The organism is Mesorhizobium sp. B3-2-1 (genome assembly GCF_006439515.1).
Lineage (GTDB): Bacteria > Pseudomonadota > Alphaproteobacteria > Rhizobiales > Rhizobiaceae > Mesorhizobium.
The window spans coordinates 42965-61845 of sequence record NZ_VFTI01000007.1 but is presented as its reverse complement, the minus strand read 5'-3'; the positions used below and the strand labels follow the sequence as shown (position 1 = coordinate 61845).

General features: G+C 64.2%; 18 protein-coding genes. 9 read left to right on the top strand and 9 right to left on the bottom strand.

Annotation, left to right across the window (positions count from 1 at the left end; genetic code table 11):
- Positions 1-124: 124 nt before the first annotated feature.
- Positions 125-919: an SDR family oxidoreductase gene (locus tag FJW08_RS09515; protein WP_140810292.1), complete on the top strand. Its 795-nt coding sequence runs from the start codon at positions 125-127 to the stop codon at positions 917-919.
- 395 nt (positions 920-1314) lie between these two features.
- On the opposite strand, the gene FJW08_RS09510 is transcribed toward FJW08_RS09515, so the two are convergent.
- On the bottom strand, positions 1315-1914 hold the full coding sequence (locus tag FJW08_RS09510) for a LysE family translocator (protein ID WP_140810290.1): 600 nt from the start codon (positions 1912-1914) through the stop codon (positions 1315-1317).
- A 95-nt stretch (positions 1915-2009) separates the two neighbouring features.
- On the opposite strand from FJW08_RS09510, the gene FJW08_RS09505 reads away from it, so the two are divergent.
- Positions 2010-2879, top strand: coding sequence for a LysR family transcriptional regulator (locus FJW08_RS09505; protein WP_140810289.1), 870 nt, complete (start codon positions 2010-2012; stop codon positions 2877-2879).
- 45 nt (positions 2880-2924) lie between these two features.
- Here the strand turns inward: FJW08_RS09505 and FJW08_RS09500 are convergent, their stop codons facing one another.
- From FJW08_RS09500 to FJW08_RS09485, 4 genes are all read right to left on the bottom strand, one after another.
- Positions 2925-3575: a dihydrofolate reductase family protein gene (locus FJW08_RS09500; RefSeq protein WP_140810288.1), complete on the bottom strand. Its 651-nt coding sequence runs from the start codon at positions 3573-3575 to the stop codon at positions 2925-2927.
- A gap of 109 nt (positions 3576-3684) precedes the next feature.
- Positions 3685-4521 carry a protein-L-isoaspartate O-methyltransferase gene (locus FJW08_RS09495; protein WP_181182885.1) on the bottom strand — a complete coding sequence of 279 codons (837 nt, stop codon included), beginning with the start codon at positions 4519-4521 and terminating at the stop codon, positions 3685-3687.
- A gap of 54 nt (positions 4522-4575) precedes the next feature.
- Positions 4576-5937 (bottom strand): Nramp family divalent metal transporter, encoded by a 1362-nt coding sequence (locus FJW08_RS09490; protein ID WP_140761136.1) that lies wholly within the window; start codon positions 5935-5937, stop codon positions 4576-4578.
- A gap of 149 nt (positions 5938-6086) precedes the next feature.
- Positions 6087-7616 carry an FAD-dependent monooxygenase gene (locus FJW08_RS09485; RefSeq protein ID WP_140810286.1) on the bottom strand — a complete coding sequence of 510 codons (1530 nt, stop codon included), beginning with the start codon at positions 7614-7616 and terminating at the stop codon, positions 6087-6089.
- 234 nt (positions 7617-7850) lie between these two features.
- On the opposite strand from FJW08_RS09485, the gene mntR reads away from it, so the two are divergent.
- From mntR to FJW08_RS09465, 4 genes are all read left to right on the top strand, one after another.
- A complete protein-coding gene (mntR, locus tag FJW08_RS09480; protein WP_140761141.1) occupies positions 7851-8300 on the top strand; it encodes a manganese-binding transcriptional regulator MntR in 450 nt (149 codons plus the stop codon).
- 104 nt (positions 8301-8404) lie between these two features.
- Positions 8405-8593, top strand: coding sequence for a hypothetical protein (locus tag FJW08_RS09475; protein WP_140761144.1), 189 nt, complete (start codon positions 8405-8407; stop codon positions 8591-8593).
- A gap of 208 nt (positions 8594-8801) precedes the next feature.
- Positions 8802-9728, top strand: a complete 927-nt coding sequence (locus tag FJW08_RS09470; protein ID WP_140810285.1) for a neutral zinc metallopeptidase — start codon at positions 8802-8804, stop codon at positions 9726-9728.
- A gap of 157 nt (positions 9729-9885) precedes the next feature.
- Positions 9886-11148, top strand: coding sequence for a TCR/Tet family MFS transporter (locus tag FJW08_RS09465; protein ID WP_140810284.1), 1263 nt, complete (start codon positions 9886-9888; stop codon positions 11146-11148).
- 276 nt (positions 11149-11424) lie between these two features.
- Here the strand turns inward: FJW08_RS09465 and carA are convergent, their stop codons facing one another.
- Positions 11425-12630, bottom strand: a complete 1206-nt coding sequence (gene carA, locus FJW08_RS09455) for a glutamine-hydrolyzing carbamoyl-phosphate synthase small subunit (protein WP_140810282.1) — start codon at positions 12628-12630, stop codon at positions 11425-11427.
- A 273-nt stretch (positions 12631-12903) separates the two neighbouring features.
- Between carA and FJW08_RS09450 the strand changes: the two genes are divergently transcribed.
- Positions 12904-13353, top strand: a complete 450-nt coding sequence (locus FJW08_RS09450; protein WP_140810281.1) for a GatB/YqeY domain-containing protein — start codon at positions 12904-12906, stop codon at positions 13351-13353.
- Positions 13354-13421: 68 nt separating this feature from the next.
- Here the strand turns inward: FJW08_RS09450 and FJW08_RS09445 are convergent, their stop codons facing one another.
- Positions 13422-14969 (bottom strand): winged helix-turn-helix domain-containing protein, encoded by a 1548-nt coding sequence (locus FJW08_RS09445; RefSeq protein ID WP_140810280.1) that lies wholly within the window; start codon positions 14967-14969, stop codon positions 13422-13424.
- Between the two features lie 140 nt (positions 14970-15109).
- Here FJW08_RS09445 and FJW08_RS09440 point away from each other — a divergent pair, with 140 nt between their 5' ends.
- The gene (locus FJW08_RS09440) at positions 15110-15919 is read left to right on the top strand and encodes a GNAT family N-acetyltransferase (RefSeq protein ID WP_140810279.1); all 810 of its coding nucleotides are present in this window, start codon (positions 15110-15112) and stop codon (positions 15917-15919) included.
- Positions 15920-16065: 146 nt separating this feature from the next.
- Here the strand turns inward: FJW08_RS09440 and FJW08_RS09435 are convergent, their stop codons facing one another.
- A complete protein-coding gene (locus FJW08_RS09435; protein ID WP_140810278.1) occupies positions 16066-17049 on the bottom strand; it encodes a hypothetical protein in 984 nt (327 codons plus the stop codon).
- Between the two features lie 235 nt (positions 17050-17284).
- On the opposite strand from FJW08_RS09435, the gene FJW08_RS09430 reads away from it, so the two are divergent.
- Positions 17285-17842: a GNAT family N-acetyltransferase gene (locus tag FJW08_RS09430; protein ID WP_140810277.1), complete on the top strand. Its 558-nt coding sequence runs from the start codon at positions 17285-17287 to the stop codon at positions 17840-17842.
- A 1-nt stretch (position 17843) separates the two neighbouring features.
- On the opposite strand, the gene FJW08_RS09425 is transcribed toward FJW08_RS09430, so the two are convergent.
- The gene (locus FJW08_RS09425) at positions 17844-18881 is read right to left on the bottom strand and encodes a P1 family peptidase (protein ID WP_140810275.1); all 1038 of its coding nucleotides are present in this window, start codon (positions 18879-18881) and stop codon (positions 17844-17846) included.

Genomic DNA, 18881 nt, shown 5'->3' with positions numbered 1-18881 from the left:
CAGCCGTTGACAAGATAGTGGCATATACCTATTTCGCCGAAAGTGGCATATGCCACCAATCGAATAACAGCCCCGGCTGCCGGTATGTCCGGAGCCGAAGGCAACGAACACAAGGAACGTGACAATGAGCAAGAATGACAACAAGGGCACGGCGGTCGTCACCGGCGCTTCATCGGGTATCGGGGCCGTCTATGCGGACCGGCTGGCGGGGCAGGGCTATGATCTGGTGCTGGTTGCGCGCCGCGCCGACCGGCTGCAGGACTTGGCCGAAAAGCTGCGTCATGCCTACGGCCGCAAGGTCAGCGTGATCAGCGCCGATCTCTCGGACGACGACGATGTGCGCCATGTCGAGCAGGCGATATCATCCGACGAAACCGTGACGCTGCTGGTCAACAATGCTGGCCTTGGCGGTCAGGCGGTGGTGGCAACCGCCGATGCGGATGCCGCCGAGCGCATGATCAAGGTCAATGTCGTGGCGCTCACCCGGCTGACGCGTGCCGTGCTGCCTGGGCTCCTGGCGCGTAACCGGGGCGGGATTGTCAACATCTCCTCGGTGCTGGCCTTCGATACCTCGTTCGGCGGCATCTACAGCGGCACCAAGGCCTATGTCGTCAACTTCACCGAAGCTCTGCACCGTGAAGTCGCTGATACCAAGGTAAGGGTACAGGTGGTGTTGCCAGGCGCGACCCGGACCGATTTCTGGGAGCTTTCCGGCGGCGATATCGATACCCTCCCGAAGGAGATCATCATGACCGCCGACGATATGGTCGATGCTGCCCTTGTCGGCCTGGCGCGGGGCGAAGCCGTCACCGTGCCAGCGCTTGCCGACACGGGAAAGCTGGATACGTTCCTCGGCGCCCGGCAGGCCTTCTACGGCAGCCTGCACGCCGACAAGCCGGCGGCCCGCTACGCAGCCTGAGGCCACCTCTGTCCCCCGCTCAGGCGCTACGCTATGCGCACATCTTCTGTGACTGGCGTGAATGTGTTCGGCCTGAGGCTTGATTGCCACGTGGATCCCCCAATCCGTCGCTGCTTCGCAGCGCCACCTTTCCCCCCTCCGGAGGGAAAGGAAGGGGCGTTGCTCGACGAGCGTTGACGGCAAAAGAAGCTTGGCGCCGTTCCTCTACCCCGTCGATCGGGGGAGAGGTGGCTCGGCGAAGCCGAGACGGAGTGGGGGTCGATCAGCGCAGCACAAGACAATGCATGCGCCAAGCCGTTATGCACGCTATCGCGAAAGACCAGCCGCCTGGAAATGTGTGCGTACCGTAGCGCTGTGTCGGGGCAAGAAACCCTGGTTCTGCAAGGCCGACGCTTCTAATGCGACCGCCACATCGGAATGATCGAGGCAGCGAGCACCAGCGCCAGCACGATGTTGAGCGCGCGCCATTGCCAGTCGGTCTTGAGCAGCCGTGCCAGCACCATGCCCGCCACGCACCAGATGGACAGCGAGATGGCGGCGGTGAGGCCGAAGGTCGAGCCGAGCAGCAGCGCCAGTTGGCCTGGCCCGTCGGCAAGCGCGGCGAAGGAGGCCGCCGCACCCAGCCCCATCGCCCAGCCCTTCGGGTTCATCCACTGGATGCCGGCGCCGCCGAAGAAGCTGTTCGGCCTGGCCATCGCCACGTCGAGATTGGGTGGTCCGGCGCGGCCGATCTTGATTGCCAGCCAGAGGAGATAGAGCGAGCCGGCGATCTTCATGGCAAGCTGCAGCGACGGCATGGCAAGCAGCAGCCCGGCAAGCCCGGCGGCGGCCGCCGCCGTCACCGTTGCCAGGCCGGCCGCGCTTCCCGCCATCAAGGGGACCGAGCGGCGAAAGCCGAACTGCGCGCCCGAAGCGGTCGACAGGGTGGTGGCGATGCCAGGCGTGGCGGTGGCCACGAAGGCGAACAGGATGAGCGGCAGAATGGGCTGGAGCATGGGACGGCCTTTGTCGAAGCCTCCATGGTAGACGCGGGCATGCATCAGTAAATGCAATGTTTGCGATGTTCAGCATTAGCATTTATAATGCAGGGATGATCCGCAATCTCGATACAAGCCTCTTGCGCACCTTCGTCACCGTCGCCGACAAGGCCAGCATGACGGCGGCGGCCAACGCGCTGCACTTGACCCAAGGCGCGGTCAGCCAGCAGGTCAAGCGCCTGGAAGAGGCGTTCGGTTGCAGCCTGTTCGAGCGCGACCGGCGCGGTCTGCGCCTGACCCATTCCGGCGAGCGGCTGTTCGACAAGGCAAGGCGCCTGCTCAGCCTCAATGATGAGATCTGGACCGACATGGTGGGGAGTGATGTCGCCGGCCAGGTGCGGCTCGGCGTGCCCTACGACCTTGTCGGTACCTTGCTGGCGCCTGTCTTGAAAGCCTATGCCGAGGCGTATCCGCAGGTCGAGATATCGCTGGTCTGCGCCTCCTCGCCGGAACTGGCGGCGGCACTCGCGGCGGGAACCATCGACCTCGCGGTGATCGAGGAGCGGGTCGGTCCGACGTCAGGCGAATGCCTGGCCATCGACCGGCTGGTCTGGGTCGGTGCAAGGGGTGGGGCGGCTCGCGCCAAGCGGCCATTGCCGGTCTCGATCGTCGCCGACACCTGCGCCTTCCGGCCGGTGGTGCTGTCGGCACTCAACGAGCATGGGCTGGAATGGCGCAGCGTGTTCGAGAACGGCAACATCGACGCGACCACGGCGACGGTTCGCTCGGACCTTGCCGTCACCACATGGCTGGCGTCCACCGTGCCTGCGGATCTCGACATATTGCCGTTCGACGCCGGCCTACCGCCGCTGCCGAATTTTGCCATCAACCTGCACCTGCCGAGGCATGGCGTGGGTACGGCGGCACAGGAGTTCGCACGGCATATCCGTGAAGGGCTGGCGCGGCGATTGCAGGCGGCATGAGGGTGCGCCCCTTCTCCCCGTATAGTGACGGGGAGAAAGAACCACTCACTTCCAATTTTTCCGCCGTTCGAGCTCGGCGTCGGAGGGCTTGCCCGTGACGAAGGAGCCGACCTCGATTTCGCCGGCGCGCTCGTAGGTCGCCATGATGACGCCGGTGGTGGAAGCCTGCGATTTGATAAGCTTGAAGGCGGCCGGCATCGCGGCGTCGCCGAACAGCCGCTTGCCCTTGCCCAGCAACAGCGGGAAGGTCATCAGCCGGATCTCGTCGATCAGCCCGTTGGCGAGCAAGGTCTGAATGAGATTGCCAGATCCCTGGATGAGCAGGTCAGGTCCATCTTCCTGCTTGAGGCGGCGCAAAGTCGCGATGATATCGGGCCCAAGCGCGTGCGTGTTCTGCCAGGTCAGGGTATCCGGCCGATGCGTCGCCACATATTTGGTCGCTGGGTTGAAGGCATCCGCGATCGGATCCTTCTGGTACGGCCAGTACGCGGCGAAGATGTCATAGGTTCTGCGGCCGAGCAGCAGGGCGAAGGGTTTGGAGAACAGTTCATCCATTGCCGCGCCCGCCACCTCGTCAAAATAGTGGAACGTCCAGCCGGCGAATTTGAAGCCGCCGACCGGATCTTCTTCCGGTCCACCTGGGGCCTGCATGACGCCATCGAGGCTGACGAAGGTCGCGGCTATGATCTTTCTCATTGTGCTCTCCCTTGCTTTCGTCCACGCCGTCGCGGCCGGACTTCAGTCCAAGGACGGACCAGCCGCGCCCATCCCGACAGCGGCCGCGAATCTGGCTCGCCACCGATACTCAATCACGGGCGCTCGGGGCTTCCGACGAGAACCAGACATGCTCGAAGATTGCCGTGGCCGTGCCGTTTGGCTGCCTGTCCTCGATCAGCCAGATCGAGCGGCTGCGCGCGGCCTCTTCGCGTGTCGGGATCTTCGCGGCCGTATCCGCGGTCGACGCCCCGACACAAGGGATGAACCAGGAGCGCATGAACGGATGGCAGGCGAAGCCTTTTTCGCCGCGGGTCACCATCACCGCGAACGGAACGCGCTCGGCCGGACGCCACGGGAAGATCATGCGGCCGCCCGGGCGCAACGCCTTCAGCCATCCGGCGGGAGGGGCCACGACACCAGCATTGACATAGACGATGTCGGATGGCGGCAGGGGCGAGGTCACGGCATCGCCACGGACAACAGTCGCATTGCCGTAGGCTTCGAGATTTCCGCGCGCCAGTTCGGCCATCTGGTCGTCGAGCTCGAAAGCAGCGACGGTGCCGCCTGGCGAAACCAGCGTGGCAAGCAAAGCCGTGTAGTAACCGCTGCCGGCGCCGATATGCGTGACGGCCTCGCCGGGTCTCGGTGCGAGTTTTCCGATCCAAATGGCATGCAGGAAGGGTTCGCCATTGTTGATGCCCTTGTCGGCGTCGAGCGCCACCAGCACGTTCTGGCAGATGTGAGCCGGATCGGCGCTTGGCGTCATAAATGTGGCGTTTCCGGCAATGATCGTCCATGGCCCGGGGCCGAGGAAGGCTTCGCGCGGCACGCTGGCGAACACCTCTTCCAGGCGCGGGTCCGACGAGGCGGCGTTGGCCGCCATCAGCCGCGCGTAGAATCTCCTGATGTCGTTGATGTTGCTCATGGCATCGGGAAAGATAGAGCGATCTGGCGGTTTGTCCCGGGATTAGACGGGCCTTCAACCGACCCCGGACATGGTGTCGTAGAGCAGCTTGAAATTGAGCACCAGGATGATGGCCGCGACCAGCCAGGCCAATGCCGCCACGCCGCGCGGGATGGCGAGGTTGCCCATCTTCTTCTTGTCGGAGACGAATTGCACCAGTGGGATGACCGCGAAAGGCAGTTGCATGGACAGGATCACCTGGCTGAATACCAGCAGCTGGCCGGTGCCCTTCTCGCCATAGAGCGCGGTGACGACCACCACCGGAACGATGGCCACGCCGCGCGTCAAAAGGCGCCTTGCCCAGTTGGGGATGCGCAGCCGCAGGAAACCTTCCATGATGATCTGGCCGGCCAGCGTCGCCGTCACCGTCGAGTTGAGGCCCGAGGCCAGCAGGGCCACGGCAAACAGGATCGAGGCGATGCCGAGGCCAAGCAGCGGCGACAGCAGCTTGAAAGCCTGGTCGATCTCGGCGACATGCTGGTGGCCGGTATCGTGGAAGGCGACCACCGCGACGATCAGGATGGCGGCGTTGACGAACAGCGCCAGCATCAGGGCAATAGTGGAGTCCGTCGTCGCCCATTTGATGGCATCGCGTTTGCCCGCCTCGGTGCGCTCATAGGCGCGGGTCTGCACGATCGAGGAGTGCAAATAGAGATTATGCGGCATCACCGTGGCGCCGATGATGCCGATGGCGATGTAGAGCATCGCCGGGTTGGTGACGATCTCGGAAGACGGCACGAACATCGAATGCAGGATCGTGCCGGCCGGCGGTGCGGCAACGAAGATCTGGATGGCAAAGCAGCTGAAAATAATGATCAGAAGCGCGACGACGAAGGCTTCGAGATAGCGGAAACCCTTGTTCATCAGGAGCAGGACGAGGAAAGCGTCGAGCGCGGTCAGCATGGCGCCGCCGACCAGCGGGATGCCGAACAAAAGCTGCAGCGCGATCGCGGTGCCGATCACCTCGGCGAGGTCACAGGCGATGATGGCGAGCTCGCAGGCGATCCACAGCACGAAGTTGACCGGGCGCGGGTAGTAGGCGCGGCAGGCCTGGGCGAGGTCGCGGCCGGTGGCGATGCCAAGCCGCGCGGCCAGTGCCTGCAGCAGGATCGCCATCAGGTTCGACAGCATGATGATGAACAAAAGCGTGTAGCCGAACTGGGCGCCGCCGGCGAGGTCGGTCGCCCAGTTGCCCGGGTCCATATAGCCGACCGAAACCATGTAGCCCGGACCCATGAAGGCGAACAGGCGGCGGAACCAGACTCCTGTAGGCACCGCGATGGTGGAATTGACCTCGCGCAGGCTTGGCTGATCGTCTTCCTCCCGTTTGGCGAACCGCCATGCGGACCGGGGGGCTGTGACGTCTGCTTCTAACATGAAAAGGCTTTCCGCAGCTTCGGGAGGATACCCATAAGCTATGCCATGGCTCAACATTATGCAATAGGCTATATTTCATTGTCGATGCTTTTTATCCGGCATTTTACCGAAAGTGGCGGACAAGCCGTCGGATTCCGTATCCGAGCCGCCTAGCGCGCGCTTCCGACGGAAAGCCCTCTATCGCTGCAGTAGCGCTCGAGCGTATCGACCGAAGCCTTGGGATCGGCTAGCGCCACATAGGTGTCGGGCCGCAGGAGGTAGAGCGCATCGCGCGCCAGGCCTGCCTCCTCATGGGCGGGCCGCCAGTCGAAGACGCTGAGCGGAACCCGATGGCGCTCGCACCAGGACCTGACGTCCTCGCTGGCGACGCCGTAGATGTGGATCTGCCATTGCGTGGCGGCGAGCGAGGCAAAATTGTCCACTCCATCGACCGGGGCCCAAGGCAGCCGCTCGCCGCCGCGCACTTCGCCCGCGGATCCCTCGCTGAGTGGGCTTTGGCGATAGTTGAGGGTGATCTGCGAAACAGTCCGGAAGATGAATTCGCGAACCCGGTCGATGCCGAGTATCCTGGGCACGACAATCGGCGCGATCCGCGTGCGCACGAGGTCGGCGATGCGCCCGTCGGCGGTGACGAAAGTGAAGATGCGGTCGGTGGTGGCAACCAGGCGCTTGGCGAATGCGATGCGCTCGATCTCATAGCTGTCGAGCAGGGCATCGGGCGCCTGCGCCGCGAGCACGGAAGACAGTTTCCATGCAAGGTTGATCGCGTCCCCGATCCCGGTGTTCATCCCTTGTCCGCCGACTGGACTGTGGATGTGCGCCGCGTCACCCAGCAGGAATGCGCGACCCTTGCGGAATTGACCGGCCACGCGGTGGTGGACGTGGTAGGTCGAAAACCAGTTCACCTTTTCGATCTTGATCTTGAGGTTTTCGATCGCCTGGCGGCTGACGTCGTCGAATGTCAGCGTGTCGGCCTGATCCGCGCGCTCGTCCCGGACCGTACCGATCAGCCGAGCACGGCGCGTGTCCGCCAGAGGAAAGATCGCCAGGAAGTCGGCTTCATCGAGATCGACATGCAATTCGCCATTGATCGATGCACCGGATGCCTCGACATCCGCGACGTAGAAAAGTTCACGGTAGGTACCACCGGAAAACCCCGCCGATATCGTCTCGCGCACCAAGGAATGCGTGCCGTCACAACCAGCCAGATAGCTGAACTCGGCGGTCTCCTCGCCGTGCTCGCCACGCAGGTGGGCGACGATGCGGTCGCCATGGTCGGTGAAGTCATGCAATTCGGTCCGCCGCTCGACGGTGACGCCCAATTGTCCGAGCCGTTCGACCAGAAGGCGTTCGTGCTCGTCCTGCGGAAAGATTTGCAAAAACGAATAGGGCGACAGATCCTCACCGATCGCCGCGAACGGTATGCGCGCCTCAGCTTCACCTCGCACCCACAAATTGGCGGCGCGCACCTTGTGGCCGCGCGCGACCACGGCATCGGCCAGATCGAGTTGACGGTAGAGTTCGAGCGTGTGCGCGGCAACGGCCAAGGCGCGCGACGTCGTTCCCGGCTCGGCGGTCCTGTCTATGATGCGGACGCCGACACCCAGCTTGGTGAGCCAAAGCGCCAGAACCAGGCCGGTAGGGCCGGCCCCTACGATGAGAACGTCACTGCGGGTCATGTTTTTCTCCCTGGCGGTGATTGCAGTCGGGCGGTTTCGGATCAGCAACATCCAAATATGGCTGCGGGAGTGGCGGACAATGCCACCGGATCCGTTTCTGCGGCAGAGGAATGTCGTCCCAAAACGCGTCGCCCGCTTGCCGATCGACAAACATGCCTCCAAATAAACGGCCTGAAGAATCAGAGCCCGTGCTATAAAAGCAGCGACGGCTAAACTTCCGAGGAGGAGCGCGCATTGGCGCTGAAGAACAGACCGGTCCCGCGTGAGCCGTTGCTCGACGCCGATGTCCATTCGGAAGGGTTCCGGCAGACGCGCGAAGCGCGCCGCAGTGCGCTGGTCGAGGATTATGTCGAACTGATCGCCGACCTGATCGAGGACGGCAACGAGGCGCGCCAGGTCGACATCGCCGCGCGGCTCGGGGTCGCCCAGCCGACGGTGGCCAAGATGCTGACGCGGCTTTGCGCCGACGGGCTGGTGTCGCGAAAACCCTATCGCGGCGTGTTCCTCACCGAAGCCGGCCGTAAGGTCGCGGAGGAAAGCCGCATTCGCCACCAGACGGTCGAGGCCTTCCTGCGCTCCCTCGGCGTCAGTGCCGAGACGGCGCGCATCGACGCCGAGGGCATCGAGCACCATGTCAGCGCCGAGACGCTGGAAGCGTTTCGCAAGGCGATGACGGCGCGCTGAAGCGTTCCATTGCCGGCTTGCCGGACAACGTTAGCCACTGGAACCGCCGCCGCTTGTGCACGTTGCCTTTTATCGCGCGCTTGTTGCGCGCCAGGGAGGAAGCAATGGGCGTCGAGCAGGCACCAACCGCAAAAGGCAAGCAGGCAGCCACAGGACTGAAGCAGGCGGCCGCCAGGGACGAGCGCAAGACCGAGGCCGAAACGGGCCATCCGCTGAAGAAAGGCGCCGATCGGATCGAGGAACGCTCGAAAAGCTCTGATGGAAAGAGCGCAGGCGCCAAGCAGAAGGGTTGACGGCAATAATTCCTCACGCCTCGAACCCCTCCGATGCCGGCGATGCTACAGGCCTTTTGCGCTCCCGGCCAGTGCGGTGAAATGGCGATGCCAGGGCTGCCATGCCCATGAAAAATGCTGTGACTTGGACCAACCGTTGCGATAATTGTTTGTTGGGTTGAGCCGGCCTTGCCGGAGCAATGAGAAGTTCGCAGCGCGAGGAGTTGCCATGCTCTGGAGAGGCCGTCGTCAGAGTGAAAATATCGAGGACGACCGCAGCGATGGCGGCGGCGGCGGGATCGGTAGCGGTGGAGGCCAGTTCCAACTGCCCATCGGCGGCCGAACCGGTGGCGGCGGCAGCATCATCCTCGTCATCCTGGTGGTGCTGGCCGGCTGGTATTTCGGCTTCGATCCCTCAGCGATCCTGGGCGGCGGCGACGGCGGCCTGCTGCCGGGCGGCGGTGGCCAGATCACCGACAACAGCGGCGGCCAGGATAGCGGCGCGGGTACGCCGGCCAATGACGAGATGAAGCAGTTCGTGGCGACCGTGCTCGCCGAGACGGAAGACACCTGGACAGGCATCTTCAAATCGCAAGGCCTGACCTATGAGGACCCCAAGCTGGTACTGTTTTCCGGCCAGGTCCGCTCGGCCTGCGGTTTTGCTTCCGCGGCGGCCGGACCGTTCTATTGCCCGGGTGACCACAAGGTCTATCTCGACATGACCTTCTTCCAGCAACTCGACCAGCAGTTCGGCGCTTCAGGCGAGTTCGCCCGCGCCTATGTCATCGCGCATGAGGTCGGCCACCACGTGCAAAACCTCACCGGCATCATGGGTAAGTTCAACCAGATGCGGCAAGGCATGAGCGAAGCCGCTGCCAACCAGCTGTCGGTGCGCATCGAGCTGCAGGCCGACTGCTTCGCCGGCGTGTGGGCGCATTACACCGGGCAGAAGGGCATATTGGAGCCGGGCGACTTCGAAAGCGCGCTGAATGCCGCCAAGCAGATCGGCGACGACACGCTGCAGAAGAAGATGCAGGGCTATGTCGTGCCGGAAAGCTTCAACCACGGCACCTCCCAGCAGCGGCAGACCTGGCTGACGCGCGGCTACAAGAGCGGCAAGCTGTCGGACTGCAATACGATGAGCGGGGCGCTCTAAGCAGTCGTTTTTGGGGCAAAGACCTGATGGCAAAGACGCCGTCAGGGAGTGTCAGGATGAAGGCATCCTGACTGTTCCCGCATTGTTCCTTTTTGCTTGCTCGCCTATAAGGTGCCTCCGCCCGCGCCCCAGGGCGGCCAGAGGAGCTTGACCGATCATGATCGACCCCAAGACCGCCAGGCGGGGCCTTGCGCTCGTTTTCACCACGCTGCTGCTCGACATTATCGGCTTCGGCATGATCATGCCGGTGCTGCCGGCTTTTCTCAGGGAATTAACCGGCGTCGGCATCAGCGAAGCGGCGATCGAGGGCGGCTGGCTGTTCTTCGTCTACGCTGCCATGCAGTTCTTCTTCGCGCCGATCATGGGCGGCCTGAGCGACCGGTTCGGACGGCGGCCGATCCTGCTCGCCTCGGTGCTGACCTTCTCCATCGACAATTTGATCTGCGCCATCGCCTGGTCCTATCCGATGCTGTTCATCGGGCGTGTGCTGGCCGGCATTTCGGGCGCCAGCTATTCGACGACGTCAGCCTTCATCGCCGATATCTCGAACGACGAGAACCGGGCCAAGAATTTCGGCCTGCTCGGCATCGCCTTCGGCGTCGGCTTCGTCATCGGGCCGGTGCTGGGCGGATTGCTCGGCACGTTCGGTCCGCGCGTGCCGTTCTTTTTCGCCGCCGGGCTCGCTTTCGTGAACTTCCTGATCGCGATGTTCTTCCTGCCCGAGACGCTCGATGAAAAGCATCGCCGCCGCTTCGAGTGGAAACGCGCCAATCCGGTCGGCACGCTCCTGCAGATGCGCCAGTATCGAGGCATCGGCTGGATCGGGCTTGTCTTCTTCCTGATGACACTCGGCCACATGATGTATCCGGCGGTCTGGTCGTTCGTCTCCAACTACCGCTATGGCTGGAGCGAGCAGCAGATCGGCTTCTCGCTCGGCGTTTTCGGCCTGTGCGGGGCGATCGTCATGGGCACGGTGCTGCCGCGCGTCATTCCCCGGCTCGGCGAGTGGAGAACGGCGGTCATAGGCCTGACGTTCACCGCGGCCAGCGCCTTCGGCTATGCCTTCGCCTCGCAAGGCTGGATGGTCTACGCAGTGATCGTCGTCGGCTGTCTGGAAGCGCTGGCCGATCCGCCGCTGAGAAGCCTCGCCGCCGCCAAGGTGCCGCCTTCGGCACAGGGCGAGCTACAAGGCGCGATGACCTCGATCTTCTCGATCACCTCGATCATCACGCCGCTGCTCTACACCGCGATCTTTTCCTGGTTCACCGGGCCAAGCGCGCCGGTGACCTTCGGCGGCGCGCCCTACCTGGTCGGTGCGTGCTTCCTGGTGCTGGCGGTCATCGTCTTCGTCACCAAGGTGGCGAGACCGGCGACGGTCGCTGACGTCGCGACCGAGGTCAAAGATGGAGCACAGGCATGAGCCATGACAGCCGCATCGCGCTGACCAGGGGGCCGGTGCTCGGTTCGTAAGGTTGCGGCGGTTTGCGATACGAAATTGTGGGGCGTTTGTGCCGCCCCTCATTGCCCTGCCGGGCATTTCTCCCCGTATAGTGACGGGGAGAAAGACGCTGTCATCAGTCGTTTCGCCAATTGCCTACGTTGCAAGAAAGGGCGCTGCGTTCGGTCCGCGGGCTTCTCCCCGTATACGGGGAGAAGGTGCCGGCAGGCGGATGAGGGGCAGCGCTGACGGATCGAATCAGGCCCGCTCGGCCAGCAATTCCTCGCCGCGCTTCTGGCGGATGAGGTTGACGAAGCGGCGGAACAGATAGTGCGAATCCTGCGGGCCGGGCGAGGCCTCGGGGTGATGCTGGACCGAGAACACCGGACGGCCGGTCAATGCGATGCCGCAGTTCGAGCCGTCGAACAGCGAGACATGGGTTTCCTCGACGCCTGCGGGTAGCGAGTCGGCGTCGACGGCAAAGCCATGGTTCATCGAGACGATCTCGACCTTGCCCGTGGTGTGATCCTTCACCGGATGATTGGCGCCGTGATGGCCCTGGTGCATCTTGGCGGTCTTGCCACCCAGCGCCAGCGCCAGCATCTGGTGGCCGAGGCAGATCCCGAACACCGGGATGTCGGTCTTGAGCAGGTCCTGGATGACCGGCACGGCATAGTCGCCCGTGGCTTCCGGATCGCCGGGGCCGTTGGAGAGGAAGATGCCGTCGGGCTGCATGGCGAGGATTTCTTCCGCGTCGGTCTTGGCGGGAACGACGGTGACCTTGGCGCCGAGGCCGGCGAGCAGCCGCAAGATGTTGCGCTTGACGCCGTAGTCGATGGCGACGACGTGCAGCGAAGGCTCGGCCTGTTCGCCAAAACCTTCGTTCCACACCCACGGCGTCTCGCGCCAGACCGAGGACTGGCCCGACGTGACCTCCTTGGCAAGATCGAGCCCGATAAGGCCCGACCATGCGGCGGCGCGCCGCTTGAGGTCGTCGAGGTCGAAGACGCCATCCGGCGCGTGCGCGATGACGGCGTTGGGCATGCCCTTTTCGCGGATCAGCGCGGTGAGCGCGCGGGTGTCGATGCCCGAGAGCGCGACGATGCCGCGCTTCTTCAGCCACTGGTCGAGGTGGCCGGCGGCGCGGTAACTGGACGGGTTGGTGACATCGGCCTTGAACACGGCGCCGACAGCGCCGGCGCGGGCGGCCGGATTGAGGTCTTCGATGTCCTCGCCATTGGTGCCGATATTGCCGATATGCGGGAAGGTGAAGGTGACGATCTGGCCTGCATAGGACGGGTCGGTGAGGATTTCCTGGTAGCCGGTGAGCGCGGTGTTGAAGCAGACTTCGGCGACGGCGGAGCCGGTGGCGCCCAGGCCGCGCCCTTCGATGACGGTGCCGTCCGCCAGCACCAGAAGTGCGGTCGGCTTTTCAGTGGCCCAGGCGGGCGTCATCTCGGCCATGGCGGCACTCCTATCAAGCCGCGCGCTTCCATAGCCCGGCGGGCATCGGCGCGGCAAACGGCGCGAAGCGGCGAATTCGCGGCCTCACGCACTCAAGCTTCAGTTCATGCAAGGCCCAGTACATAGGGAAAGGGGGCAGGGCGGTCAATGATCATGCGAAATGCCGCCTCGATTTATTTCATTGAGGAATATCATAGGTTTGCCCTGGCATATCGGGTTTGCGTTGGCCTGTCCCCGGCGCTATTGTCCGCGCCGACCGAAGGAGAGAGAGCAATGCGCGCGAAAATCGCCGAATCCCTGAAGACCGCGATGAAGGCGCGGGACAAGCACCGGCTGCCGACATTGCGGCTGATCCAGGCCGCCATCCACGACCGCGACATCGCCAATCGCGGTGCCAGCAAGGAACCCGCCAACGACGAGGAAATCCTGCAGATCCTGGCCAAGATGGTGAAGCAGCGCGAGGAATCTGCCAAGGCATTCGAGGACGGCAAGCGGCCGGAGATGGCGGCGCAGGAACGTGGCGAGATGGAGATCATCCGCGATTTCCTGCCGACGCAGCTCGACGATGCGGCGGTCGCCGCGGCGGCGCGCGAGGCGATTGCCGCGACCGGTGCTGCCAGCCAGAAGGACATGGGCAAGGTGATCGCCGCGCTGAAGCAGAAATATGCCGGCCAGATGGATTTCGGCAAGGCGAGCGGCATCGTCAAGGGGTTGCTGCAATAGGAGGCTTGCCGGCCTTTGAAGCGACGGCCAGAGGTCCGGTTCAGATGCCATTGCGCACCTGCTGAACATCACGCGGCCGGAATTCCGGCGGCTCTCAAGCCGTCGACATACAGGTCCAGCATCCAGCGATGCCGCAATCGGCTCATGCCAGCGCTGCCGAGATTGTAGCTGGGCTGGATCTGGAGAAGCGCCGATGCCACGGCATTTGCTTCTTCCAGCCTGCCGCCACGCGCAAGCGCCGCGCTTAGATATCGCCGGGCGATCGTATGGCTCGGCACCAGGGAGATGATGCGCTCGCTCAGGCGCACCGTGTCCTCGAATCGTCCCGCGAAGAAATGCGCGGCAGCCATGCCGAGCAGCGCGAAATAGTCGCGCGGGTCCATCGGGCTCATTTTGCGCGCAGCCTTGAACTGCTCGATGGCCCTGTCGCTTTCCCCTGCATAGACGAACACCCAGCCGCAATAGGAGCGGATGGCGTGCGAGCTTGGATGCAGTTCGAGCGCGCGGTCGGCCAGTTCGAGCGCATCGTCGAAGCCGTTCGAGAACATGGCATAGGACCATGCCGCCGTTGCAAGCGAGAGCGGATTTTCCGGATCGGCGGCGACGGCGCGTCTCGCCAGGGCGCAGGATTCGGCAAAAGCCCCGTTGCGATCCCACGCCCATCCATTGAGTGCCATGCGGCCGACGCAGTCGGCCAGCGCCGCGAGCGCGTCCGAATAGGCTTCGTCCTGCCTGAGCGCCGCACGCAACAACCCCTCGGCCTCGCAAAAGGAGGCTTCCGTGTAGGCATAGAGGAAAGGCAGAGCCCCCAGATAGAGGTCGTAAGCGTCGAGGCTTCCTGGCGGTTTTCTGCGTGCCCGCTCGATCTCGGCGAGGCGCAGGTTGGGCTCGACAGCCTCCAGTACGCTCGCCGCGACGCGATCCTGAAGCTGGAAGATGTCGGTCAGGTCTCCGTCATAACGGCCTGCCCAGAGCTGCCGTCCGGTCTCGCTCTCGACGAGGAGGCCGATCAGCCGGACGCGCCCGTCCTGCTTCCGGACCGATCCTTCGAGGACGTAGCGTACACCGAGCTCCTTGGCGATCCCGCGCGTGTCGAGTTCCTTGCCGCGGTAGGCGAAGGACGAACTTCTTGCGATCACAAACAGCCAGCGCAAGCGGCTGAGGGCCGCGATGATGTCCTCGGCGATGCCGTCCGCGAAGTAGGCGTCTTCGTCGTCGCCGAGGTTCTCGAAGGGCAGCACCGCGATGGATGGCCGTTGATCCGTGGCGGTTGGCCGCCCATGGTCGGCGGCGGGTGCAAGGAGGCACCTGCCGCCAGCATCGCCGATCCATCCGCACAGCATATAGCCGCGACCGGAAACGGTCCGCAGCGTTCGACGCAGTTCCGGCCCGAGGGCGGAACGGATGTCGGACACACAGCGCGCCAGGGAATCGTCGGTCACGGCGAGGCCGGGCCAGTTCGCCTCGGCCAATTCTTGCTTGGAGACGACATGACCGGCATTCCCGGCGAGGTGAATCAACAGGCCGAGCGAGCGGCGGCGCAGGACAACTTGCCGACCGGCGCTGTCGACAAGCTCGTTCCTGTCCAGATCGATCGATAGCTGGTCGGTTGCCAAGTCAGCGCCCCCTGCCGTGAAGACATGAAGGCAAGCTCATTTCCACCCACCGCGCAAGACCAGCGAATTCAGGAAAATTTCAGCTTCGTTTCCTGACGGGGCGCTCGGCACGACCTATCGTACCACCCGGATAGGCACCCATGGGCGAGCCCGACATGGCCGGTTACTTCGGAACAGATCATCAGCAGGCGCTGCAACGGCGCACGCACGAGAAGCGCCATTGGATCGCCGCGACGCCCGGCATCTACAACGCCGGACGCTTCATGGGGGTCGATGATCCCGACAGGCTGCCATGGAGCGCGCTGGAGACGATGCTCGGCCGCGATGGCCTGCTCGGGTTGCGGATGATTTCGCCGCAGCAGGCGGTCCGCTGCTTTCCGAGGCTCGAGGCGATGGGATGCCGGATCGATACCTGGGACATTCTCACGGGCGAGCCGCACGATGCAGGCAGGCGGGCGCAAGCCATCATCGCGCGGGGGATGCCTGGCGGCATCGCGATGCGATCGCCGCTGACAAATGCGAAAAGCGCCGACACCCGCTCTGTCCAGCAGTTCCTTGCCGCGCACGGCCTCGCACCGTTTCCCGGAACGATGCTGGCGGCCCGGCCGCCGCGCGCGATGACAATCGTGCTTGGTGACGACCGCGGCCGCATCGCCGCGACCGGGCACACCTATTTCCCGCACAACACGCACAGCCCTTTTTGTGACCACGCCTGGCTGGGCCTGGTTGCCGTCGCCGAGCCATGGCGAGGCAAGGGGCTTGGCCGTCTCGTCAACGCGCTGCTCGTCGATTGCGCCTTCAGCGAACTTGGAGCGCGGCAGGTCTACGAGATGGTCGCACCCTCGAACCAGGTGTCACGGCGCATGGCCGAGGGCTGCGGCCTGCGGCACGCTGCCGATCTCCGCTGCGGTGTCGCCATGCCAGCCGGCACGGCGATGTTCACACGCTGAGGTCATGCCGGGGGATCAGTCGCGGCATTCATCCAGATGGGGATTTTCATGTTTGTTCATGCTCCGTCCGCGATCCGGCCTGTTTCGGGGCACGATGGCACTGGCGCATCGCAACACCTCAAGCGCGGCGCCCGCCAGGGTGAGTCTCACGGCTCCTTGCAGATCGGCAGCGGCTGCGCGGGTGGTGCGGGATGATCCTTCTTGTACTGGGCGATGACAGGCTCGAGGGTTTTTCGCGGCCAGAATTTCGGCGTCCCGATTTCCTTGAGGCAGGATGCGTTCCAGTAGCTGCCTGAAGCGGCATGGCCGCTCGCAACGGCGGCGATGTCGCGCGATTCCGGATAGATGTAGAGGGTCGTCGGGTTGTCTTTCACCATCGAGATGAGCTGCTTGGCATCGGCTGGGGACCAGCTGGTGCAGCCATTGCTGCGGCCGCCGGCATAGTCCACCAGCTTGCCGAACGGCACCATGCCATCGTGGTCGGCATAGGCGCTGTTCGGGGTCTTGCGCATGCACATGGTGCGCAGCACTTGCGCCGCATGGCCGCCGATCACGCGCTGCCTTGCGTTGGCGGCTTCGCCTTCACCGTCGAACTGGATGAAGGTGCGCTGGAAAGCCACGTCCTGTTTCGCGCCGGTGCGATAAAAGCCCTTGAACGAGGTCTTCGCTTCCTGGGTCATGTAGGCACCGCCGGCGGTCAGTTCCGAATCCATGGCATTGCCGAAGTTCTTGGCGCAGCGCCTGCCGTTCGAAAAGTCCACGGTGCCTTTCAGGTTCCGGCCGCCGCCGTGACCCGACGAAATCGCACTGAACGACTGGCTGGCTTCGCACACGACATAATAGCGGCGCCCGAGCACGCCATTGCCCAGGTCGCCGGGACGGGTGGCGTCCATGGCGAAGTAGCAGGGGTTCCTGACGGCGCCCTGCGCCACCTTCTTCAGGTAAAGCGCGCGCGCCCGCTCCAGCACCACTTGTGAGATCTGGCCATCGCCATTGCCGACATGGGCCTCAAGCCAGGCCGGAATGGCCGATGGCGCGGCAAAGGACCGAGCCGATGCCATCAAGGCCATGACGACGACGAGGAGGCCGAGGAGCGCAACGACGCCCAAGGGGACAGATCTCAACCGCACCAGACCCATTCTCCTGTCGAAGCCGTTCGTGATCCCCAACGGTGAATCACCAGAGGACGATCATAAAATAGCATAATCATAAAACGCCGCGCGCCATCAGGCGAAACACATCTTGTTTAGCGCGCCGGCAAGTATGCGTGACAAGCCCGGGCCGACGCGCAACCTTCCAGGCGGCGAGCCCTTGAGGCGGATGCTTGCCTCGGTTATGCCGCCGTGGTGGCAAGGAGCGCGGATCATGATCGAGATCGTCAAACCGGCGCTTGAACATCTGCCGTCCTACAAGGCGGCGCTCGAACGCGGGTGGTCGCCGGACAATGTGCGGCTCCTGGAGGCGACGCGCGAACAGCTCGCGGCCATAGAAGAAAATCCCACGGCGTTCCTCGCCGACCTCGATGATCCCGAGGCCAAGGGCGCGCCCATCACCTTGCCCGACGGTACACCGGTGCCACGCCTGCCGGGCTTCCGCCGCTGGATCTGGGACGGCGAAGCGTCGGGTTCGATCGGCTTTCGCTGGCAGAAGGGCACGGCGGAACTGCCGCCGCATGTGCTTGGCCACATCGGCTACGCCGTGGTGCCGTGGAAGCGGCAGCGCGGCTATGCCACGCAGGCCTTGCGGCTGATGCTGGACGAGGCGAGGGCGGTCCGCCTGTCCTATGTCGAGATTACCGCCAAACCGGGCAATCCGGCCTCGCACAAGGTGATCCTGGCCAATGGCGGCAAACTCGTCGAGCGCTTCTTCGAGGACGCCGCCTATGGCGGGGTGGAAAGCCTGCGGTTCCGGATCGAGTTGTAGCCTATCGCCTTTTGGCCTGGTCGCGCAGCCAGTCGGCGAGCGATGCGCGATGCGTGCCGGACCTGCCGGTGAGAGCCTCGGCGGACAGCATGGAGTTCAGCACCGCTTCCTGCGTCGCTTCCGCCGCCGCCCGGAAGAGAATGTCGATGCGTGCTTCGTTGAGCGCGAGCAGCGGCACCAGGTCGCGGGTTTCATCGTGATCGACAGGGTTGCCGGTGCTGAAGGCGATGGCGATGTCGCCGCTGCCATTGCCCCAGAAGGAGCCAAGCCTGGCGATGCCGGCGCCCGCGCGGCGCGCCACGCGCTCGAGCTGGCGGTTTTCGAGCGGCACGTCCGTCGCCAGCACGATCATGACCGAGCCGCGTTCGGCCTCGGCCTGCCGCCTGGGGTCGGGCCGGCGCCCATCGGGCAGGACGAGGTCTCCGGGCCGGCCGAAATTCGACAGGACGAGAACGCCAAGATGATGTCCGCCGCCAAGCGCGATCTTCCTGGAGGCCGAGCCGATGCCGCCCTTGAAGCCGAAGCAGCTCATTCCCGTTCCGGCGCCGACATTGCCCTGTTCGACCGCGCCTTCACGGGCATCGGCCAACGCGGCAAGGGCATGCTCCTCCGATATCGCCAGGGCCTGGATGTCGTTGAGTGGACCGTCATTGCACTCGCCGACCACTGGATTGACCGTTCCGGCGGTGCGGCCGATATCGGGGTCCTGGCGGATGGCGTCGCGGATCAGCGCCGTGGCGCAGGTGCCGACCGAGAGCGTGTTGGTCAAGAGAACGGGCGTCTCGATGGTGCCGAGTTCCTTGACCTGCATCAGCCCGATGGTCTTGCCGAAGCCATTGATGACATGGCTTGCCGCCATCACCTTCTTGCGGAAAAGATTTCCGCCATGCGGCAGGATCGCGGTCACGCCGGTGTTGACGTCCCCGTCGCGCAGCGTGCAGTGACCGACGCGCACGCCGGGCACATCGGTGATCGCGTTGTGCGTGCCCGCCGGCAAGATGCCGCAGGTCAGGCCGAAATCGGCGACGGTCCTTGCCAT